General features: G+C 61.2%; 19 protein-coding genes. 17 read left to right on the top strand and 2 right to left on the bottom strand.

Annotated elements, in window-relative coordinates:
• The first annotated feature begins 89 nt into the window (after positions 1-89).
• The 7 genes from fusA to D6Z24_RS09070 all read left to right on the top strand — a co-directional run bounded on the left by fusA (position 90) and on the right by D6Z24_RS09070 (position 7488).
• Positions 90-2189: an elongation factor G gene (gene fusA, locus D6Z24_RS09100; RefSeq protein WP_129126275.1), complete on the top strand. Its 2100-nt coding sequence runs from the start codon at positions 90-92 to the stop codon at positions 2187-2189.
• Between the two features lie 78 nt (positions 2190-2267).
• A complete protein-coding gene (locus tag D6Z24_RS09095; protein ID WP_129126274.1) occupies positions 2268-3422 on the top strand; it encodes an SPOR domain-containing protein in 1155 nt (384 codons plus the stop codon).
• 6 nt (positions 3423-3428) lie between these two features.
• On the top strand, positions 3429-4319 hold the full coding sequence (locus tag D6Z24_RS09090) for a hypothetical protein (RefSeq protein WP_129126273.1): 891 nt from the start codon (positions 3429-3431) through the stop codon (positions 4317-4319).
• A gap of 16 nt (positions 4320-4335) precedes the next feature.
• Entirely contained in the window at positions 4336-5232 is an 897-nt protein-coding gene (locus D6Z24_RS09085; protein ID WP_129126272.1) for a GTP-binding protein, read from the top strand.
• A 3-nt stretch (positions 5233-5235) separates the two neighbouring features.
• Positions 5236-5919 (top strand): MgtC/SapB family protein, encoded by a 684-nt coding sequence (locus D6Z24_RS09080; protein ID WP_129126271.1) that lies wholly within the window; start codon positions 5236-5238, stop codon positions 5917-5919.
• Between the two features lie 45 nt (positions 5920-5964).
• Positions 5965-6501 (top strand): rubrerythrin, encoded by a 537-nt coding sequence (rbr, locus tag D6Z24_RS09075; protein ID WP_129126270.1) that lies wholly within the window; start codon positions 5965-5967, stop codon positions 6499-6501.
• A gap of 165 nt (positions 6502-6666) precedes the next feature.
• A complete protein-coding gene (locus D6Z24_RS09070; protein ID WP_129126269.1) occupies positions 6667-7488 on the top strand; it encodes a cytidylate kinase family protein in 822 nt (273 codons plus the stop codon).
• Between the two features lie 118 nt (positions 7489-7606).
• Here D6Z24_RS09070 and D6Z24_RS09065 read toward each other — a convergent pair whose 3' ends face one another.
• Positions 7607-8464, bottom strand: coding sequence for a PHP domain-containing protein (locus tag D6Z24_RS09065; RefSeq protein ID WP_129126268.1), 858 nt, complete (start codon positions 8462-8464; stop codon positions 7607-7609).
• A gap of 145 nt (positions 8465-8609) precedes the next feature.
• Between D6Z24_RS09065 and D6Z24_RS09060 the strand changes: the two genes are divergently transcribed.
• The 6 genes from D6Z24_RS09060 (at position 8610) to D6Z24_RS09035 (ending at position 13628) form a co-directional block, all read left to right on the top strand.
• The gene (locus tag D6Z24_RS09060) at positions 8610-8834 is read left to right on the top strand and encodes a hypothetical protein (protein ID WP_129126267.1); all 225 of its coding nucleotides are present in this window, start codon (positions 8610-8612) and stop codon (positions 8832-8834) included.
• Between the two features lies 1 nt (position 8835).
• The gene (locus tag D6Z24_RS09055) at positions 8836-9492 is read left to right on the top strand and encodes an endonuclease III domain-containing protein (RefSeq protein WP_129126266.1); all 657 of its coding nucleotides are present in this window, start codon (positions 8836-8838) and stop codon (positions 9490-9492) included.
• 107 nt (positions 9493-9599) lie between these two features.
• A complete protein-coding gene (locus D6Z24_RS09050; protein ID WP_129126265.1) occupies positions 9600-10457 on the top strand; it encodes an NAD(P)-dependent oxidoreductase in 858 nt (285 codons plus the stop codon).
• 357 nt (positions 10458-10814) lie between these two features.
• A complete protein-coding gene (gene ftsH, locus D6Z24_RS09045; RefSeq protein ID WP_129126264.1) occupies positions 10815-12605 on the top strand; it encodes an ATP-dependent zinc metalloprotease FtsH in 1791 nt (596 codons plus the stop codon).
• A gap of 170 nt (positions 12606-12775) precedes the next feature.
• Entirely contained in the window at positions 12776-13249 is a 474-nt protein-coding gene (locus D6Z24_RS09040) for a YehS family protein (RefSeq protein ID WP_129126263.1), read from the top strand.
• A gap of 19 nt (positions 13250-13268) precedes the next feature.
• Positions 13269-13628 carry a hypothetical protein gene (locus tag D6Z24_RS09035; RefSeq protein ID WP_129126262.1) on the top strand — a complete coding sequence of 120 codons (360 nt, stop codon included), beginning with the start codon at positions 13269-13271 and terminating at the stop codon, positions 13626-13628.
• 5 nt (positions 13629-13633) lie between these two features.
• Here D6Z24_RS09035 and D6Z24_RS09030 read toward each other — a convergent pair whose 3' ends face one another.
• Positions 13634-14329, bottom strand: coding sequence for a hypothetical protein (locus D6Z24_RS09030; protein WP_129126261.1), 696 nt, complete (start codon positions 14327-14329; stop codon positions 13634-13636).
• A 218-nt stretch (positions 14330-14547) separates the two neighbouring features.
• Here D6Z24_RS09030 and D6Z24_RS09025 point away from each other — a divergent pair, with 218 nt between their 5' ends.
• From D6Z24_RS09025 to D6Z24_RS09010, 4 genes are all read left to right on the top strand, one after another.
• Entirely contained in the window at positions 14548-15333 is a 786-nt protein-coding gene (locus tag D6Z24_RS09025) for a dienelactone hydrolase family protein (protein WP_129126260.1), read from the top strand.
• Between the two features lie 263 nt (positions 15334-15596).
• A complete protein-coding gene (locus D6Z24_RS09020; protein WP_129126259.1) occupies positions 15597-16862 on the top strand; it encodes a metallophosphoesterase family protein in 1266 nt (421 codons plus the stop codon).
• Complete coding sequence (locus D6Z24_RS09015; RefSeq protein WP_129126258.1) at positions 16853-19816, top strand: AAA family ATPase; 2964 nt, start codon at positions 16853-16855, stop codon at positions 19814-19816. The genes D6Z24_RS09020 and D6Z24_RS09015 overlap by 10 nt, the downstream gene beginning before the upstream one ends.
• A gap of 131 nt (positions 19817-19947) precedes the next feature.
• The gene (locus D6Z24_RS09010; RefSeq protein ID WP_129126257.1) at positions 19948-20844 is read left to right on the top strand and encodes a DMT family transporter; all 897 of its coding nucleotides are present in this window, start codon (positions 19948-19950) and stop codon (positions 20842-20844) included.
• The last annotated feature ends 21 nt before the right edge of the window (positions 20845-20865 follow it).

Genomic DNA, 20865 nt, shown 5'->3' with positions numbered 1-20865 from the left:
CAGGTAGTTGGTAGTAGTCTGTTTCGTCTCAAGTCAGGTCTCGTTGAACGGTAGGTCATTGATGATCTTCATTCTAAAGGGAGGGCACTATGGGAAGGTATGAAACGGCAAAACTGCGTAACCTCGGTATTGTAGCTCACGGCGGTGCCGGCAAGACCACGCTGGCCGAGGCGATCCTGTTCGATACGGGCATGATCGACCGGCTCGGGCGGGTCGACGACGGCAGCTCCACGATGGATTTCGAGCCGGAAGAGATCAAGCGCCGGATCTCCATCACCTCCTCCCTCGACCACTGCGAGTGGAACGGGCACTCCATCCACATCGTCGACACCCCGGGATACGGCAACTTCATCGCCGATACCCGCGCCTGCATGCGCACCCTCGACTGCGCGGTGGTGATCCTCTCCGCCATCTCGGGGGTCAAGGTCCAGACCGAGGAGGTCTGGCAGTGGGCGAGCGAGTTCGAGATCCCGCGCATCGCCTTCGTGAACAAGATGGATCGCGAACGCGCAAGCTTTCTGCGCGCCATCGACGACATGGAGAAGTCGCTCGGGGCACGCGGGGTCGCGGTGCAGATGCCGCTGGGCGCCGAGGAAAATTTCGAGGGGGTCATCGACCTCGTACGGATGAAGGCCTACCGCTACACGAAGGACCTCTCCGGCAAGTTCTCCGAGGAGGAGATCCCGGCCGAGTACCGCGACGAGGCGCAGCGCCTGCGCGACATGATGGTCGAGACGGTGGCCGAGGCGTACGACGCGCTCACCGAGAAGTTCCTCGACACCGGCGAGCTCACCGAAGAGGAGATCATCGACGGCATCAGGGTCGGTACCATGCGCAACACCTTCACCGCGGTGTTCTGCGGTTCGGCCGCGATGAACATAGGCGTCGCGCAGCTTCTGGACGCGATCTGCAACTACCTGCCGTCTCCGCTGGACCGCACCAAGGCGGTGGGTATCGACCCGAAGACGGAACAGATCATCGAGCGCGGTCCCTCGGAGAGCGAGCCGTTCTCGGCGCTGGTCTTCAAGACCACCTCCGACCCGTACACCGGCAAGATCACCATCTTCCGCGTCTACTCCGGTGTCCTTAATTCCGACTCCCTGGTCTACAACTCGACCAAGGGGGTGCAGGAGCGCATCGGCCAGATCTTCGAGCTGGAAGGGAAGAAGCAGCACCCGATCAAGCAGGCGGTTGCCGGCGACATCGTGGCAGTGGCGAAACTGAAGGAGACCGTGACCGGCGACACCCTCTGCGACGAGGCGAAGCCGATCCTCTTCGAGCCGGCCCAGCCGCTCACCCCGGTCATCTCGTATGCCATTGAGCCGAAGACGAAGAACGACGAGGACAAGATCCACGGCGCCCTGCAGCGCATGATCGAGGAAGACCCGACCATCGAGAGCCACCGCGACCCGCAGACCCGCGAGTTCATCATCTCCGGCATGGGGCAGGTGCACCTCGAGGTGATCGTCGAGAAGATGAAGCGCAAGTTCGGGGTGGACGTCCTTTTGAAGACCCCGAAGGTACCGTACCTGGAGACCATCCGCGGCAGCGCGAAGGTGCAGGGGAAATACAAGAAGCAGTCCGGCGGACGCGGCCAGTACGGCGACTGCTGGATCGAGCTCTCGCCGATGCCGCGTGGCGAAGGGTACGTCTTCGAGGACAAGATCGTGGGGGGCGTGATCCCGCGCCAGTACATCCCGGCGGTGGACAAGGGGATCCAGGAGGCGGCCAAGGACGGCTTCCTTGCCGGGAACCCGGTGGTCGATTTCAAGGTCGCGCTCTATGACGGTTCCTTCCACACCGTCGACTCCTCGGAGATGGCCTTCAAGGTCGCAGGCTCCATGGCGTTCAAGAAGGCGATGGAACAGTGCAAGCCGGTGCTTCTCGAGCCGATCGTCAACATGAAGATAACGGTGCCGGACGAGAACATGGGTGACGTCATCGGCGACCTCAACTCGAGGCGCGGCAAGGTGGTCGGCGTGGAACCGAAGGCGAACTCGCAGATCATCAGGAGCGTGGTACCGATGTCGGAGGTCCTGACCTACTCCAACGACCTGCGCTCCATGACCAGCGATCGCGGCATGTTCACTTCGGAGTTCTCCCATTACGAGGAGGTTCCGAGTCACCTGGCGCAGAAGATCATCACCGAGGCGCAGGAGCAGAAGAACAACAACCATAAAAGCGCTTAGCTGAGCATGCTGCCCGGTCTCTTCGATTGAGGAGACCGGGCAGGTTCAATTTTCGATGCAATAGGGAGGATGGGCCAGATGGCGAAAGAATTTTTTCCGGAAGAAGATGAAAACGCAGCACAGAAGAAGAGCTCGCAACAGAGGCTCCTTTTGCTGCTTCTGCTCCTCATCATCCTTTTTGCGTACCTGTACTTCTTCACCGGTCTGATCAAGCCGCGCGGGGAACAGGCTTCCGCCCCGACACCGCCGCCTGCTCCTGCCGTGGTCAAGAAACCGCTGCCGCCGCGCCCGGCCTCCACCGAGGCTCCGGCCGGTAAACCGGGCTCCGCTGAAGCTCCGGCCGGTAAACCGGCCTCTACCGAAGCTCAGGCCGGTAAACCTGGCTCGGCCGAGGCAGGGAAGCCTGCTGCCACACCCGCGGCTGCTCCGGCCAAACCGGAGGCTGCTGCAAAGCCTGCCGCTCCTGCGGCGAAACCGGAGGCGGCTGCGAAACCCGCCACTCCGTCAGCTCCTGCCAAACCGGCTCCTGCGAAGGAAGCGAAGGCTGCTCCTGCCAAGGAAGTGAAACCTGCTCCGGCGAAGGAAGCGAAGGCTGCTCCGACGAAGGAGGCCAAGCCTGCCGCTCCCGCCAAGCAGGCCAAAGCGGCTCCTGCCAAGGAGACCAAGCCTGCAGCGGCCAAAGAGGCTAAGGCAGCAGCGGCCGCTGAGGCGAAACCCGCTGCGAAGACGGCGACAAAGGCAAAAGTGGCCAAGTCCGCTGCAGCCTCGGCGAAGGGCGGGTTCGCCCTCGAATTGGACAATGACCTCGCCGAGAGCGAGATCCCCTCGGTGACGAACAAACTGAAAAAGGCGGGTCTCACCCGCGTGGTCACCATCAAATCGCACAAGGGCGAGCCGATGCACCGCCTCTTCCTTGCCGACTTCGGCAACCACGACGAAGCCGCCGAGGAGTTGGGGCGCCTGAAGGGTGTGGCTCCGAACGCCTTCATGCTCAAGGAGAACGGCCGCTATGCCGTCTATGCCGGTTCCTTCATGAGGGAAGGGAAGGCTGCCGTCGAGCAGGACCGTCTCTACGACAAAGGGGTGCGCCTGGTGCTTAAGAAGGCCAACATCCCGGTTACCGTGGTCAAGGTACGTGCCGGCAGCTTCCCCGATCCGACGAGCGCGGAGAAGGCGGCGGCAGGCCTCAAGAAGAGCGGACTCACGGCCAAGGTCGTCAAAGCGGGGAAATAAGATTCCGTGACGAAAGTTACCCTGAGGATCTCAGCGGCGGCCGCTCCTTACGCGGGCGCGGACAAACCGAGAGAGAGCAGGCTTCTCGCCGCCTCCGGCAAGGTGCCTTTGCCGCCGAGCGACCTGGTGCTTCTTTTGTATTACCTCTGCCATGATCCGGACCAGGAGGTGAAGCGCCTGGCGGTCGGGACATTGCGCTCCCTGGATGCGCAGTTTCTAGCCGGGATACTGGCTGATCCGGCGCTGCCGCCGGTTGTGCTGGACGCTCTGGTGCAACTGCATGGCAAACGCCCGGAGCTTGGGACGGTCTTTGCCGGACACCCGAACCTCTCCGAGAAGGCGTCGACGTGGCTTGCCGCGCAGGGGATCGTTCCCGTGGTCCCCGCATCCGCTACTGCTGACGGTGAGGAGCCGCAAAGGCGGCACGATACAGCCGCCGAGGACTCTTGCGCCGATGACGAGGAAATCGACGAGGAGCGTTTCCAGTCGAAGTTCCAGATAGCGCAGGAACTGGGGGTGAGCGAAAAGATCAAGATCGCCATGACCGGTGACAAGGAGTGGCGCACTATCCTGATCAAGGACAACAACAAGCTCGTCTCGGGCGCCGCCATCAAGAACCCGCGCATGACCGAGGCGGAGGTGCTCGCCATCGCGAAGTCGACGGTGCAAAACGACGAGATCCTGCGGGTCATCTGCGCCAACAAGGAGTGGGTGAAGAACGCGCAGATAAGAAAGGCGCTCGTGGAAAATCACAAGACGCCGCTCCCCAACGCCCTGCGCTTCCTGGGAACCTTGGGGGAAAAGGACCTCGCCTCACTTGCCAAAAGCAAGAACATCAACACGGTGATAGCGACGCAGGCCCGCAAGATCTTGATCCAGAAGAAAGAAAAAAGGTAGTTCAGGGGGACCTCGAATGGCTCTGGTGAACCAGGCAAAACGCGAAATTAACGCCAAGATAGTCTTTTTCGGCCCCGGCCAGGCAGGGAAGGGAACCAGCCTTAGGCACATCTTCAACAAACTGAAGCCGGAATTCCGCGGCGCGATGAAGGTGATGAGCGTGCAAGGCGCGCGCATGCTGTTCTTCGACTTCACGCCGCCAGGTGACGGCAACGTGGACGGCTTCCGCGTCCGTTTTCACCTGTACACCGTCTCCGGACCGGTCGTGGATCCCGCAGCCTGGAAGATGGTTCTGAAGGGGGCGGACGGCATCGTCGTCGTGGCCGACTCTTCGCCGCAGCGTCTCGATGAGAACCGGGCCGCCATGGACGAACTCGCTTCCTACCTGAAGGGTTACGGACAGGGGTTGAGCACCGTTCCGGCCGTCTTGCATCTAAACAAGAACGATCTTGCCGACGCTCTCCCCGTTGCCGAGCTGGAGCGCCAGTTGAACCCTTCCCGGCTGCTCACCTTCAGCACCTCCGGCCACAGCGGTCAGGGGGTGTTGCAAGGGGTGATGGCCCTGGTGAAGAGCATCCTGGCCGGTCTGCGTGCCAAGGGCGCCGATGGGATCGCAAGCGGCGAAACCCTGCAGCATATGGTGGAAGGGGCAGGGACTCCCGCGGCACCTGCGGCTCAGGCGCCCGTCGAGCCCTTCACCGAGGCAACCCCTCCCGCCGCCGCACCGGCCGAGGCGCCCGAGGCAGTCCTGGAGCTCGCTGCAGCGGAGGACGAAGCGCCGCTTTCCCTGGAGATTGCGGCGACCCCGGTCGTTGCCGAAGGTGACCAGATCCGCGTGCCGCTTACCATCCGCAGCGGGTCGCGCGAGAAGACCGTCGTGCTGACCCTTTCGCTTGGGCTTTCCGAGGAGTAGCATTTGGGACCCGAACTGAGCATCCATCTCTTGGCCCGCCTGCTGCTCGCCTCATTCCTCGGCGGGCTGATCGGTTTGGAGCGCGAGATCCACGGCCGTCCGGCCGGTTTCCGCACCCATCTGCTCGTATCGCTTGGGGCATGCCTTTTCACCATCACCTCCCTCGAGGTCTACCGCCTCTTCGGGAATTTCAGCGGTAACGGGCCGGTCGGCGTCGATCCAGGGCGCATCGCGGCGCAGGTGGTAACCGGCATCGGCTTTCTGGGGGCGGGTGCCATCATCCGCGAGCGCGCCTCGATCCGCGGGCTCACCACCGCGGCCTGCCTCTGGGTCGCCGCGGCCCTCGGCATCGCATGCGGCATCGGTCTTTTCTGGCTTGCCATCTCGGTAACCCTCGTGGCGCTCGTCAATCTCCTGCTCCTGAAGGAGGTGGAGAGGAGGCTCACCCGCGACACCTACGTGCTGGTGAAGGTATGGGGGGAGGACAAGGGGGACTTTCTCGCCCGGGTCTACGACATCCTGAGCGATACCGGCATGGACAACGTTGACGCGAAGTTGCAAAAGGACCTCGAAAAGGGGGTCATATCCGTAGAACTGCAGGTCAAGCAGGCGAAAAAGGGTTCGTCCGTCGAACTGCTTGCCCGCTTAAGTGCTATCGACGGGGTCAAGAGGGTCAGCGTCGACTGACCAACCTGGCAACGTTTTTCAGCAACAACGAAAGGAGAACAGAGCATGGCGGAACTGAAAGGAAGCAAGACCGAGAAGAACCTGATGGAAGCATTCGCCGGCGAGTCGATGGCGCGCAACAAGTACACCTACTACGCGGCGGTGGCCAAGAAGGAAGGGTACGAGCAGATCGCGGCACTGTTTCTCGAAACGGCCGAGAACGAGAAGGAGCACGCGAAGCTCCACTTCAAGGCGCTCAGCGGCCTGGGCGACACCGTGACCAACCTGAAGGCTGCGGCGGCAGGCGAGTACGCCGAGTGGGTCGACATGTACCCCCGTATGGCCAAGGAGGCGCGCGAGGAGGGCTTCACCGCGCTGGCGACCATGTTCGAAGGGATCGCCGCCATCGAAAAGGCGCACCAGGATCGTTACAAGGCGCTGCTCGCCGCGGTGGAAGAGGGGACCGTCTTCAAGGAAGAGGCCCCGACCAGCTGGAAGTGCCGTAACTGCGGCCATATCCACGAGGGGACCGACGCCCCGGACATCTGTCCGGTCTGCCACCACCCGAAGGCGCACTTCGAGCGTCTCTCGGAAAACTACTAGCCTGCGGAGGCGGGGGAGACTCTCCCCCGCCTTTTTCTTGTCTCAACTCCTGCGTTTGCCCCCGCCACACCTGGGTCCGGTTCCCCGAAAGCAGCAAAACTCCTTGTATACGGACGACTTTACATGCTATGATTCGTGCGTTTTTCATTAGCAAAGGAGGCATGCATGGCAATCATCACAATATCCAGGGAGATGGGTACCGGCGCCTACGCCATCGCGAAGGAACTTGCGAAAAAGCTCAAGTATACCCTCGTAGACCGGGTGAAAATCGAAGAGCTCGCTCCTTCCTACGGGCTGACCCCGGAAATCCTGGAACGGGTGGACGAGAAGCCCCCGTCATACCGTACCGCGGAAGACCGCCTGCAGGCAGCTCACCTTGCCACCATGGAGCTGATCCTCCTGGACTGCGCCAAGAAGGGTAACGTCATCCTTTACGGCAGGGGCGCTCAGGATCTCATCAAGGGACTCACCAACGTGCTGAAGGTTCGTTTCATCGCGCCTTTTGAAGACCGGGTGGAGAAATTTGCGGAGAGGGAGTGGATCGATCCGGACCTGGCCCGTGAGTTGATCCGTAGAAGCGATCACCAGCTTGGCGGTTTCATTCACTTCTATTTCGACCGCGACTGGAACGACCCGCTGGCTTACGACCTTCTTTTCAACACCAAGGTTTGCACCCCGCATGCCATGATCGAGGCGGTCATCGCCGCTTCCAAGGACGCGCGTCTGAAGGAAGGGGAGGAGGAGTCGATGGAGCTCCTCGATGATCTCATCCTGGCCAAGAAGGTCGAGGCCGAACTGCTGAAATCCTCCCTCGCGCGCGCCCTGAAGTTCTGCATCAGCTGCGAGGAAGGTGTGGTCACCATCGCGGGGCACGTGCAGTCCGAGGAGGAGATCGAGGAGGCCGTCAATTTGGCCAAGTCGGTGAAGGGTGTGGTCGACGTGGAGAGCGAGCTCGACGTGCTGAGCTACAAGCCGGTGAAGGACTAGAGGCAGGTCTAACCGCAGCAACTGACATACATCGAACGGCAAGGGCCGGGCGGCGCGGAGGGGGTGAGAACCGGCAGGTTTTCACTCCGCTCCCGGCCGCCAGGCCCTTTCTTTTTTCCTAAACCCTTTCTTTCTTCATGCGCCTGAGTTCGGTGACGCAGCTGTAGGGGATCGCCATCGTGCCGCGACCGGTACCCATGCTGATCCCTTCCTCGATGCCGTGGTAGTCGGACCCGCCGGTCCAGATCAGCCCTTTCTTCTCGGCATAACTCCGTAAAAACGCACTTTCCTGCTCGCTGCAGACGTTGTTGAAGGCTTCCACGCCGGAAAGCCCCATCGCGCTCAGTTCGTCGATGATGCGGGACAGGGTGTCGCGATCGTTGGTTATCGTGGTGGGATGCGCCAGGATGGCGATGCCGCCCAGTCGCTGCACCGTCGCGAGTGCCTCCTCCATCGGGAAGTAGCGCTTCGGGACGTCGCAGGGAAGCAGATATCGCACGAAGGCGTCCTGCATGTCGCGCACGTATCCCTTGTGCATCAGCACCTGGGCGATGTGCGGGCGCCCGAGGGCGCCGCCGGCGAGAGCGGCGGCTTCGGCGCTCGAGATGGGCTCTCTCCCTTCGGTTGCGAGCTTTTCGTTGATCCTGTTGACGATGGCGTCGCCGCGCGCCTCCCTGCGGTCCCTGAACTCCTTCAGGATCTCCTGGAGTTGCCGGTCCCGGTGGTCGAGCAGGTAGCCCAGAAGGTGGACGTCCTTGAAGGAACTGTAAGCGACGGAGAATTCGATCGCGGGGAGCACTTCGACCCCCGCGGCGGCGCCGGCGGCGAGCGCCTCGTCGATACCCGCCACGGTGTCGTGGTCGGCGAGGGCGATGGCCTTGAGCCCGAGCCCTTTGGCCATGGCCACCAGTTCGGTCGGGGTGCGCACTCCGTCGGAAAATGTCGAGTGAAGATGAAGGTCTACCAGATCGTTCATTAGGGTCTCCCGGATTTGATCAGTAGGTCATTATAGGGTTTTCTGTCTTTTGTGCAACCGCTAAGGGACACTTAGCAGTTGCCTTGGACCGGTCCATCTTGTATAACGAAGCATTGCGTTTTTCACAATAAAAGCAGAGGTGTTCGTGGCAAAGACAAAAGGTATGGCGGGGGCGATTTTCGCCCTGTCGACGTTCATCATCGGCGGGCTCATGACCTTCACCGGCCTGGGGCTTATCGCCTTCATGAAGTACAAGGACCTCATGGGCCTTGGAGAGGGGCGCAGCATCGGTATTCTCCTTGTTTGCGTAGGTCTCATCGCCTCCATTCTCGGAGTGCTTGTGATGCGCATCGTGAACAACAGGATCTGACATGCGTGACGAGCAGATCCATGAGGCCATAGCGATACTGAACGAGGCGGTCAAGGCCTGGGTCAGTCCTGCCGTGACCATCGTGGCTACCCAGGGGCGCGATCCCTTCAAGGTGCTCGTCTCCTGCATCCTCTCACTGCGGACCCGCGACCAGACCACGGCCGAGGCGTCGTCGCGGCTCTTCGCCATGGCCGATACGCCGCAAAAGATGGCGCAACTGGGCGTCGCGGAGATCGAGCAGGCGATCTATCCGGTCGGTTTCTACCGGGTGAAAGCGGAGCAGATCCTCGCCATCTCGCAAACCCTCTGCGATCTGTACCAGGGTGCGGTCCCCGATGACCTCGAAACGCTGCTCACCTTCAAGGGGGTGGGGCGAAAGACCGCGAACCTGGTCATCACCTTGGGCTTCGGTAAGCCCGGCATCTGTGTCGACATTCACGTGCACCGCATCAGCAACCGCTGGGGGTACGTGAAAACAAACACGCCGGAGCAGACCGAATTCGCTCTGAGAAAGAAGCTGCCCGACCAATACTGGATCATAATCAACGATCTTCTGGTCACTTTCGGGCAGAACCAGTGCACCCCGGTCTCACCGCGGTGCTCCACCTGTCCGCTGTACCAGTTGTGCGACAGGGTCGGTGTCAGTAAATCAAGATAAAACAGTGTTGCACAAATTCGCTCGATGAGTATAATGGGGCCTTGAGTTTTGCCGCCGAACGAAAATGCTATCCGCTGGTTTAGCACGCCAGCCACTCTGGGGGGATTATGCTTAAGAAGATAGGTTTTGTGGGACTGGGCACCGTCGGTGTTCACATGGCAGCCAATCTTGCCAAGTCGGACTACCAGTTAACGGTGTTTGACCAGGACGCCAATGCCATGGCCGAACTGGCAAAACTCGGGGTGAAAGTCGGTGATTCCCCTGCTGCCACCGCCAAGGGGCAGGATCTGGTCATCGTCATCGTTCCTGAGAGCAAGTTCCTGGTCTTTGGCGAGAACGGGGTGCTGGACGGCATCGACCCCGGCACGATCCTCGTCGACATGGGCACCCACTGCCTGGAGACCATAGAGCGCATGGCCGAGGAGGCCAAGAAGCGCCGGGTCATGTTCCTCGAGGCGCCGGTTTGGGGGAGCAAGGAGCACGCCGCCAACGGGCTGCTCACCATCCTGGCCGGCGGGGACGAGGCGCTCCTCGGTCGCTGCCGCGAGCCGTTCTCTTACTTCGGGCTCAACATCATTCATATCGGGAAGATCGGCGATGCCACCCGGATGAAGCTGATCGTCAACCTGCTGCAGGCCGAGATGATGCAGTCGCTCTCCGAGGGACTCGTCTTCGGCGAGAAGATGGGCTTCAAGCCGGACAAGATCCTCGAGGTGCTCGACTCCGGCGGGGTCGCCTCTCCGCTGTTCCACTCCAAGGGGCGCTCCATCGCGCGCGGCGATTTCAGCCGCAACCTCGCCCTCAAGTACGTGCATTCCCAGATGCTGCGCGTGCTCGAGGTGGCGGACAAGCTCGAACTCGACCTTCCGGCGGCGAAGACCGTCGCGGGGATCTACGAGCAGGCCGTCAATGACGGCAGGGGCGAGGAGGATTTCTCCGCCATCGTGAAGCTGCTGCGTAAGTAGTTTCGGGGAAAGACAAGTTGCAGCCAAAGAGGCATCCCTTACGGGGATGCCTCTTTTTTTGCGCCGTTTATCGCTTTGCATAGGTGCTTGCGGGCAGAGTGCAGCGGAAAAGGGGGGGCGGTTAGACAACAGCTCCCTGATTCATGGAAAGAAATGAAAAATAATTGTGTGTACAAAAAAGTTACCACTACGGTACAAATACATATTCGCATGTTTTGCAACGTTAAAAATTTTGTTTAGCGCATGCTTATCGTTAGATGTTGTTGCTATGGTGCTGAACTATTTCATAACAATAGTTAGGATACCGCACTGAATATCTTTGCCATGTTTGACTAGTTCAGTGCCAACAGGAGAAATATGGGAAGCACTAGAAACAAGAAGCTCATATTGGTGATGTTGTCGCTGGGCCTTCTAACTTTAGCCGGCTATGGCATCTATGCCTGGCAGTCACACGGTGACAGGAGCAAACAGATCAGTTACACCGCCTTCATGCAAAAGGTGAACGCAGGAAGCATCGCTAGAGCCAGCATCGCGGGCGAAGAGATTACCGCAGACGCGAGAAACGGAGAGAAGTACCGGCTCTTTGTCCCGGCAGGAGCCAACTTGCCGGACCTGCTCATCGCGAAAAAGGTAGATCTTACCTCGACCCCCGCATCAGGCGGACCGAAATGGTTCGAAATCGGCTTCTTCGTCGCCATCGCACTGTTCCTTGTCGTAGTGCTGAGACGTTTTACCGGCATGGGGAGAAGCCGCGCCAGGATGATCGACTATGCGGAATCGCCAACGCGCTTTTCCGACGTGGCTGGGGCCGAGGAAGCCAAGATAGAGCTCCTCGACACGGTTGAATTCCTCAAGGATCCGAAGAAGTTCTCCCTGCTGGGCGGCAAGATGCCCACCGGCGTACTCCTTGTCGGCCCTCCGGGCACCGGCAAGACTCTCATCGCCCGCGCCGTAGCGGGTGAGGCCGACGTTCCCTTCTTCTCCATTTCCGGTTCGGAGTTCGTCGAGATGTACGTCGGGGTGGGGGCTTCCCGCGTGAGGGATCTCTTCGCCCAGGCTAAGAAAGCAGCCCCCTGCATCGTCTTCATCGACGAGATCGACGCCGTCGGGCGTAAGCGTGATGCGGCGGTGGGGGGTGGGGCAAGCGACGAGCGCGACCAGACCCTGAACCAGCTCCTCGTGGAGATGGACGGCTTCGAGGTCAACTCAGGCATCGTGGTGCTGGCCGCGACGAACCGGCCGGAAATTCTCGACGCAGCGCTGCTGCGCTCCGGCCGTTTCGACCGCCAGGTGACCGTGGGATCTCCGGACATCAGGGGACGCGAGGCGATTCTCAAGGTGCACGCGAAGAACGTCCCTCTGCATGACGAAGTCGACCTGCTGGTGATCGCACGTGGAACCCCCGGCTTTTCCGGTGCGGACCTTGCCAACGTCGTGAACGAGGCGGCCATCATGGCAGCGCGCTCCAACAAGGAGCGGGTCGAGATGATCGACTTCGACCTCGCCAAGGACAAAGTCCTAATGGGGGCCGAGAAAAAGTCGATGGTCCTTTCCGATAAGTCGAAACTCTCTACGGCGTACCACGAGGCAGGCCACGTGCTGGTGGCGAAGCTCACCCCAGGCTGTGATCCGGTGCACAAGGTAACCATCATCCCACGCGGCCGCGCCATGGGGGTAACGGTTCAGATCCCGGAGGACGACATCTACTGCTACACCAAAGAGATGCTGGTGGCCCATCTGAAGGTGCTTATGGGGGGACGCGCCGCGGAGGAGTTGATCTACAGTACGACCACCACCGGCGCGGGGAACGACCTGGCCAGGGCGACCGACACCGCGCGCAAGATGGTCTGCGAGTGGGGCATGTCGCGGGCCTTCGGTCCGGTGGCCTTCGGGCATAATGAAAGCGCCGAGCCGGGAGCCAAGAAAGGTTTCAGCGACGTCACCGCCCTCGAGATCGACAACGAGATCCGTTCCATCGTCACCGGCTGCTACTCCGACGTGATGGCCCTGTTGAGAGAGAACATGGACGCCCTTGAGCGTTTGTCCCGGGAACTGTTCGCGAAGGAGACGCTGGATTCCGCAGAGATCGACGAGATCCTCGGTTTGCCTGCGCTTGAAGAGGAGACAGGTTTGGCAGCAGTTGCATAATTGTCCGCTGGCGATTCGCCCTTACTCCCTCTCCCTCCGGGAGAGGGACGGGGTGAGGGCGCAGGCAGCAGGGTCTCTATCCCCGTCCCATCAAAATCTTGCAGAGTGCAACGGTAAATGCTATGTAGTAGCGGGGTTCCGCGACCCCGGTTAATACATAGGAGCAACCGATGACCAACAACGATGTTTTTCGCAGACTGCGCTATGCGCTGAACCTCAACACCCAGGCCGTGATCGAGGCTTTCCGGCTTTCGGATATGAAGATGGGGCAGGCGGACATCACGAGCTTGGTCAAAAAGGAAGAGGAGGAAGGCTTCCGCGAGTGCAGCGACGAGGTGCTCGAGGCTTTCCTTGATGGGCTGATCGCGATTAAGCGGGGCAAGCGGGAAGGTGAGGCCTCGACGTCGATCCCGGCACAGCTTACCAACAACGACATCTTGAAGAAGATCCGCATCGCCCTTACCCTCAAGGAAGACGAGATGCTCGCGATCTTCAAGCTTGCCAAGTTCCCCGTTTCCAAGCCCGAACTGAGCGCGGTGTTTCGAGCCAATGGGCATGAGAACTACAAGCCGTGCGGCGATCAGATGCTACGTAATTTCCTGAAGGGACTCACCATGAAGTACCGGGACGGGGTGCAGCAGTAAAAGGTTATGGGAGGTGCGCTTGGAGCATCACGAAAGCCGACCGGCCGCTGATCGGGCCGATGCTGCAGAAGTCGTAGATCCGGTCCAACTTGCCTCGGGGCTCTCCGCGGTGCGCAGGCGCCGCATGTGCCTTTGGGGCGTACTCATCGTCTACCTTCCCGCCATGTGGGCCACACAAAAAATCACCCACTCCTTCAGCGGTTCCATGCCGGTCTTCTTTCTCTGGTTCGCACTGCTGCTCTGGGCCATGGCCTATTCCGCCACGGCCCGCTGCCCCCGCTGCAAAAACTACTTCCACATGCACGGCATGATGCTTTTGTATCTGCGTAAATGCCTGCACTGCCAACTGCCGATCAACGCCGATAAAGCTTCGCGCTGATCCCGTTACTGCTTCCCTTGCGGTGCAGGCTGTCCCTTCGGCTGTGCCGCCTCCCGTTCCTGCGCCGTCATTTTATACGCCGCCTCCGCCTTCGTCACGGCAGCCATTGCCTGGTCCAGCGCGTACGAGAGGCTTTCCCCGTCCGTTTCACCCTTTCGAATGAACATGGTCACGTCCCGCACGCCCTGCTCGGTGAGGCGCCGGGAGAGATGCATCTTGACCGCAGCGAGATCCGACTCGAACGCCCGGTACGCACGCTGCACGTGTGCGCTCTGCTCGGCTATCGGCTCGAAGGCGTCGCCGAGGATGAGCGTCGGCATTTTTGCGCTTCTGGAGAGCCTAGGGTAACGGCACTGCCCGGCCGATGCCTCCGCCTCCACGAGGTAGGAATTCCCGCGGTAGACGAGACCATCCGCGTTTTGTGTCAGGCGGTTCCCCGCACCTTCCATCAGGTTCAGCTTCGCAGTGAAGGATTTATACGCAGCGGGAAGATCTGCCTGGTCCGCGAAAAGCAACTCCTCGAGCGCCTGGCGGGTGTCCTTCGTCTTCATCTGCGCGTACGTCAGGTCATCCTGAACGTTTTGCAGCGTCGCCGTCTTCGGCGCGGTCCAGTTCGTCCAGGTTGCGCACCCTGCGAGCCCTACAAGCGCGGCGGCTGATATGATGCGAACGGTTAAGCTGCGGAGGTTTTGTTGTCTCATGGCAGGCTCCTGTTAAGATGTTCGACTGGTAAATGGTACTGAAAGGGATGGGACTGTCAACGGCCAGGCGGTGTGTCAGGAAATGAGGCGGGGCGTGATGGTCTGAAGGAAACTGTTTTTGGTACAATACGACATGACTCAGGTAGTCAGTGAAGGTTTGGAATTTCGAGCGTCAATGAAAGTCGACGTTGCATGGCAACGGACGGTTGGAGGAGACAATGAAAAGATACCTGTTCGCATTGATGATGACACTGGTAGCGCAAAACGCCGCTGCCGGAGTGGTCGGCAAGACCGTTGAATACCGCCAGGGGGATACCGTGCTGGAGGGGTACCTGGCCTATGACGATTCCATCAAGGAAAAGCGCCCCGGAGTACTGGTGATTCACGAATGGATGGGCGTAGGGCCCTACGAAAAGATGCGGGCCGAGCAGCTCGCGAAGCTCGGCTACGTGGCGTTCGCCGCCGATATCTACGGCAAGGGGGTGCGGCCGGCCACTCCGGACGCTGCCGCCAAAGAGGCGGGTAAATACCGCGGCAATGACAGGAGCCTGATCCGGGCAAGGGGTGGCGCGGGGCTGGAGAAACTGGCGGGTTTCCCTCAGGTCGATCGCAAGCGTCTGGCTGTAATCGGCTACTGCTTCGGCGGCACTGCGGCCCTTGAGCTTGCGCGCAGCGGCGCGGACCTGCTCGGAACGGTCAGCTTTCACGGCGGGCTCAACACGCCAAACCCGGCCGATGCCCAAAACATAAAAGGCAAAGTGCTGGCGCTGCACGGGGCTGACGATCCCTACGTGAAGCCCGACGAGGTGGCCGCTTTCCAGAAGGAGATGCGTGACGCCAAGGTAGACTGGCAGATGAACTATTACGGCAACGCGGTGCACAGCTTCAGCAACCCGAAGTCAGGAAGCGACAACAGCAAAGGTGCCGCCTACAACGAGAAGGCGGACCGGCGTTCATGGGAGGCTATGAAGCTCTTCTTCAACGAGATCTTTGCGGTTAAGTAGGAGTGTCGGTGGGGGGAGCAGAAGGGACAGGCTCCGTTAGGTGCCTGTCCCTTTAGCGGAACGCTCCATTTCGCCCTGCCGACTAACTCATTCCCCAAAAGCCTTATCAAAGGGCGTAAGGGGACTGGCACCTGGCGGAGCCAGTCCCCTCCGGAACAAGGCGGAGGCACTTCGAACTGCGGCCGAAGTTGCCAGGTTAGAGAACTTGACTTGTCCCCGCGGGCGGCGGTATACCTGTGCAATTCCTTTTCGCCGGAGCCCGCATGCCCGTTCGCTTCATCCACACCTCCGACATCCACCTCGGCAAGACCTATCGCGGCTCCGGCTGCGATGCCCAGCGCTACCAGGACTTCTTCGCGACCTTCGCCGGAATCGTGGCAGACGCGGTCCGCGAGCGGGTCGATTTCCTCCTGATAGGCGGCGACCTGTTCCACACCGGGCAGATCCTTCCCAAGACCTTCGCAAAGACCATCGAAATACTGCAGCCCTTAAAAGATGCCGGCATCCCCTGCATCGCCGTCGAGGGAAACCACGACTGGATTCACCGCCGCGACAGCGTCTCGTGGATGGAAGCGCTCTCGCAGCTGGGGTACATAAGATTGCTGCGTCCGTCGCGCACCGCCGACGGCGGCTACCTCTTCGATCCCTTCGACCCGGAGGAAGGGTGCGGCGGGCATATCGAGGCGGGCGGAGTCAATGTCTACGGTCTTGGCTACATCGGCTCTCAGGCCGGAAACCATATCTCCCGCATCTGCGACGCGGTTGCCACGAAGCGGAACATCCTGCTCTTCCATGTCGGCGTATGGACCTATTCCCCGGTGGAGATCGGGAACATAAAGCCGGAGGAGGCGCTGCCGCTCTCGGATTGCTTCGACTACGTGGCCCTCGGACACGGGCACAAGCCTTACATCGTGAACGATGCGCAGGGGCGCCCGTACGCCTTCAATCCGGGTTCGCCCGACTGCGTGAACTTCGGGGAGGAGCGTTACGACAAGGGGTATTACCTGGTTGCGCTGGAGCCGGACGGCAAGGTGCAGCACGAGTTCCGTCGCACCTCGCCGCGCCCGATGCTGGTCGTCACCGCGAACCTGGACGGTGCCGCCAACGCCACGGACGCCCTGGAGCGTTTCAAAACTGAGATGGCCGGGAAACTCGCCGGCTGCGCCGACGAGAGGTCCCCGCTTATCGAGGTGCGTCTGGCCGGAAAGGTCGGTTTCCACCCGTTCGAACTGAGCCGCGACCGTTTGCGCGCATCCCTCTCCGAGGTCTGCGAACCGCTCCACTTGGAGATCAAGAACCACCTTTCCCTGGTTGCCGGTGGGGGAGGGGAGGAGAAGGTAAAGAAGAGCCTCGCCGAGATCGAGCGGGACGTGCTCGGTGAGCTTATCGGCGCCAACAGCCAGTACCAGGGGCGCGTTGAGGAGCTTACACGCCTGAGCCTCGCGTTGCGCGACCTGGTGTTGAAGGGGGACGTGGAGGGCGAGGAACTGCTGAGCCTTCTTTCTTCCGGAGGTGAGCCGTGCGCATAGTCTCGGTCCATCTTAAAAACATCAAGTCGCACCGGGACAAGGAACTCTCCTTCTCCCCTGGGATCAACGTTCTCTCCGGCGCCAACGGCTCCGGGAAGAGCACCATCTTCGAGGCGATCGGCTACGCCCTTTTCGGCGTGGACGCGAAGGACTTCGTCTCCAATGCGGAACGTTTCCTCACCATCGGCACCAAACGTGGCGAGATCGGCGTCGTTTTCGAGACGGCGCCCGGAGAGCTGTACCGGGTGACCCGCACCGTTGGAACCGCAGGAAAATGGCTCCTAGCCAAAGAGGTCGGCGGAGAGTTCGAGGTGGAGGAGCACGCCAACATGGAGGAGACCGAGGCGCGCATCACCAAGCTGCTCGGCCTCTCCGCGGGGCGCCCGCTCTCCGAGCAGTTCAAGCTGGTGATCGGTCCCTTCCAGAACGACTTCCTCGGGCCGTTCGTCATCAAGCAACCGGCAAAGCGTCAGGACGCCTTCGACGAGATCCTCGGCATAGACGCTTGGCGCAAAGCACAGGATAAAACTAAGGTTTTGACCAGCACCATTAAGGCAAAACTTGATGTGCTTCAGGCGGAGGTTGACAGCAGGTCCGAGCAGGTCGCCGTACTCCCGGCCAAGGAAGAGGAACTGGCCGCTTTGCTGACGCAGGGGGAAGCAAAGAAGGCAGAACTTGAACTGAAGAATGCGGAACTTGAGCGGGCCACGACTCTCCTCAACGCGCTTGAATCGAAAAAGGAACTGATCCAGTCGGTCCAAAAGGTGCTGCAGGGGCTCGAGGAGCGTGCCGAGTCAGGCAAGAACTACGTATCGAACCAGCAACTCCTGGTGGAACAGTCTAAACAAGCTGCGGCGCACGTTGCGGCGGCCGCGGCCGGTAAACAGGGGTACGATGCGGCCGAGGCGAGGCTTAAGGAGCTGCGCGAACAGGAACAGAAGAAGCACCAGCTGGAAAGACGGCTCGCCGACCTAGAGAAGGAACAGGGGAGCGTTCAGGCGATGCTGGGGGCGGAGACGCGCGAGCTCGAGCTTGCCCGCGCCTCGATGGACGCGGAGCTGAAAAGTCTCAAGGCCGAGAAGGGATCCCTGGCGACCGCCCTGGCGGAGCAGAAGAAGCTTGCGGCCGCAGCGGCGCAGGGGCTGGCCGACGCGGAGCGCAGCAGGGTGCTCTTCCGCGAGCTCCCCGTGCACAACGTGGAAACGACGCTGCCGTACCTGAACGTCGCCCTAAGCCGGATCGAGGAGATCGACAGGCAGATTGAAGAGAGGCAAAAGCTGCTGGCCGGGAGCGAAACGCTGAAGGCCGAAGCACAGAAGCTTGCCGAACGCCGGGCCAGGCTGGAGGAAATCCAGGCGCAGCGCTCCGAGCTCGCCGGTCGCAAGCTTTCGCTCATCGAGGGACGCGAGAAGATCGGTGCTGGAGAGTGCCCCTTCTTCCTGGAGCCGTGTCAGAACCTGAACGGCGCCGATCCGGGCGGACTCTTCGACACCCGCATCGCCGCTCTCGACGAAGAGATCGCGGGGCTCGACCGCGAGGCAGCCGAACTGGCGGCCCAGGTGAGTGTCGCCCAGCAGGCCGAGCGTGAGCTCGCCGCCATGGAGCAGGTGCATCTGGAACTGACCAAGGCCGGGCTGGAGCGGGCGAAGCAGGAAGAGGAATTCGGACGCAACTACGCCCGGATCGCCGTCCCGGCACTTCGAGCGCCGCTTGAAGAGTGGCTGGCAACCGCTGGACTTGGGGCGGTTTGCTCCACCGAGTTGCCACTTGCGGATCTCGACCTGGCGGCGGCTCCGAAGCTGCGCAGGGACGCGCTCGCACGGACGACGGACGGCTGGCAGCACGTCGTTGCCGGCTTGGAAGCGGCGCTGGAAGAGCGCGTCAAGCTCGCCGGCGAACCGGTGCAGGAATCCGCCCGCAAACTCGCCGCCCTGTCCGCCGGGGGGGAGGCGCTGGAGAAAAGGGAGCGCACGCTCGACGTGGCACGGGAACAGGCGGCGCAGCGCGAGCAATCCATCGCACGGCACAACGCGCGGCTTTCCGCGCTGCAAACGGAAGTCGGCGCCAGGAAGACGGAGCTTGCCGCTTTCGCGGACGTGGAGCGCGGCGTGAAGGAGGCGGAGGACGAGCTGGTTCGCTTCCAGCCGGAACGCGATCGTTACATCGCCAACCAGAAGTCCGCGGAAGAGCTGGTAAAGCGCCAGGAAACGCTCGAGAAATTCCAGGGGCGTCTGAAGGAGATAGCTTCCGAGCTTGCCGCGAAACAGGCGGAACTCGGCAAACTCGTGGCCGATTACCGTCCTGAGCAGCATGAGGCTGCGAAAAACGAGCGCGAACAGCTCGTGATGGCGGCGACAAGGCTGGCCTCCGAAATCGGCTCCATAGCCAACGACGTCACCCGCCTCGAGGGAGAAACCGCGGTCCTGCGCGCTGTCGCCGCCGAGATCGAGCAGAAGCTCGCCGACATCGCGAAGCTGAAGGAGCAGGCCGACCTCGTGAAGTTCCTGCGCAACCAGGTGTTCAAGAACGTCTCGGCCCAGCTCTCCGAGCGCTTCCGGGAAGAGATCAGCTTCCGCGCCGACCGGATCTACCGCAGCATCTGCGAGTCCGACGAAGAGCTTCTCTGGGGCGACAACTACCAGATCGTCCTGAAGGACATGGTGGACGGTGCCATGAGGGAGCGTACCGACGACCAGCTCTCGGGAGGGCAGATGATGAGTGCGGTGGTTGCCTTGCGCCTTGCCCTTTTGCAGACCATCGGTGCGCGCATCGCCTTTTTCGACGAGCCTACCTCGAATCTCGACGCGGAACGGCGCGAGAACCTGGCGAAGGCGTTTCGCGCCATCGACGTCGGGCAGGAGGAGGTCACCGAGCACTGGTACGACCAGCTCTTCCTGGTGAGCCATGACGTGAGCTTCACCGAGATCACGGATCAGACCATACAGCTCGATTAAACTACGCTCTCCCCCTCCCTCGACGGGAGGGGGCAGGGGAGAGGGTGAGCATGCCATTCACGACGTTGTGGCACCTTACCCCACCCCCTAACCCCCTCCCGCAAGGGGAGGGGGGATAAGGACTTTATTCAATGACCGACAGACACAAGGGGGCGTGGTTCATCGCCGCTTCGGCGGCGGGATTCGCTACGCTCGGCATCCTGATAAAAAGCGCCTTCACCGGCGGCGCCAACATAAGCACCGTTCTGGCCGGGCGATTCCTGATCGCCGGACTCTTTCTCTTAGGCATCCTCCGCGCTCGCTGCATCGACTGCCGCCTGGACAAAAAGGTCGCCTTCCAGCTCATCCTGATGGGAGCCGTCGGCTACGGCGGTATGTCAGGACTTTATGCAAACGCGATCCACTACCTCCCCGCTTCGCTCACCGGGATGCTTCTTTACACCTATCCTGCGCTCGTAACCGTGCTCGCCCTGATTATGGGTGAGGAGCGTTTCAGCGGCACCAAGGGGGTCGCGCTTGTAGTCTGCTCGGTAGGTCTCGTCTTGCTGCTGGGGGCGTCCTTCGAGGGGGCGCAGCTTTCCGGGGTGCTTTCGGTCCTGGGGGCGGCGGTGATCTACAGCTGCTACATCATCATCGGCAACCGGATCCTCAAGAACCTCGATCCCATGGTCACTTCGCTCTGGGTCTGCACCGCCGCCGGGCTCGCCTTTTTGTGCTACGGCGCCGCCAAGGGTGAAATCATCCTGGAGTTGAGCCCGCAGGGATGGCTCTCCATCCTCGGCATCGCCGTCTTCCCGACCCTTTTCGGCGTCATGGGGTTCTTCGCAGGGCTGCGCCTGGTCGGCGCGACCAACGCCTCCATCATCAGCATGCTCGAGCCGCTCATAACCGTGCTTCTCTCCGCGGTCTTGCTCGGGGAGCGGATCACTGCGCTGCAGGGGTTCGGTGGGGCCGTGCTTTTATTCGGCGGACTCATCCTGCAATTGTGGGGGCATGAGGCGCGGCATGAGACGGTCACCGAGGTTTAGACTGATTGATGCGCACCCGGT

It is taken from the genome of Geomonas oryzae (assembly GCF_004117875.1).
GTDB classification, from domain to species: Bacteria; Desulfobacterota; Desulfuromonadia; order Geobacterales; family Geobacteraceae; genus Geomonas; species Geomonas oryzae.
Note: the sequence above shows the minus strand (reverse complement) of the source record. Positions and strands in the feature narration are given on the sequence as shown.

What these genes read in the sequence shown, in the direction of transcription:
- fusA (WP_129126275.1), top strand. Translation starts at nt 90, where the DNA reads ATGGGAAGGTATGAAACGGCAAAACTGCGTAACCTCGGTATTGTAGCT.
- D6Z24_RS09095 (WP_129126274.1), top strand. Translation starts at nt 2,268, where the DNA reads ATGGCGAAAGAATTTTTTCCGGAAGAAGATGAAAACGCAGCACAGAAG.
- D6Z24_RS09085 (WP_129126272.1), top strand. Translation starts at nt 4,336, where the DNA reads ATGGCTCTGGTGAACCAGGCAAAACGCGAAATTAACGCCAAGATAGTC.
- rbr (WP_129126270.1), top strand. Translation starts at nt 5,965, where the DNA reads ATGGCGGAACTGAAAGGAAGCAAGACCGAGAAGAACCTGATGGAAGCA.
- D6Z24_RS09070 (WP_129126269.1), top strand. Translation starts at nt 6,667, where the DNA reads ATGGCAATCATCACAATATCCAGGGAGATGGGTACCGGCGCCTACGCC.
- D6Z24_RS09065 (WP_129126268.1), bottom strand. Translation starts at nt 8,464, where the DNA reads ATGAACGATCTGGTAGACCTTCATCTTCACTCGACATTTTCCGACGGA.
- D6Z24_RS09055 (WP_129126266.1), top strand. Translation starts at nt 8,836, where the DNA reads ATGCGTGACGAGCAGATCCATGAGGCCATAGCGATACTGAACGAGGCG.
- D6Z24_RS09050 (WP_129126265.1), top strand. Translation starts at nt 9,600, where the DNA reads ATGCTTAAGAAGATAGGTTTTGTGGGACTGGGCACCGTCGGTGTTCAC.
- ftsH (WP_129126264.1), top strand. Translation starts at nt 10,815, where the DNA reads ATGGGAAGCACTAGAAACAAGAAGCTCATATTGGTGATGTTGTCGCTG.
- D6Z24_RS09040 (WP_129126263.1), top strand. Translation starts at nt 12,776, where the DNA reads ATGACCAACAACGATGTTTTTCGCAGACTGCGCTATGCGCTGAACCTC.
- D6Z24_RS09030 (WP_129126261.1), bottom strand. Translation starts at nt 14,329, where the DNA reads ATGAGACAACAAAACCTCCGCAGCTTAACCGTTCGCATCATATCAGCC.
- D6Z24_RS09025 (WP_129126260.1), top strand. Translation starts at nt 14,548, where the DNA reads ATGAAAAGATACCTGTTCGCATTGATGATGACACTGGTAGCGCAAAAC.
- D6Z24_RS09020 (WP_129126259.1), top strand. Translation starts at nt 15,597, where the DNA reads ATGCCCGTTCGCTTCATCCACACCTCCGACATCCACCTCGGCAAGACC.
- D6Z24_RS09010 (WP_129126257.1), top strand. Translation starts at nt 19,948, where the DNA reads ATGACCGACAGACACAAGGGGGCGTGGTTCATCGCCGCTTCGGCGGCG.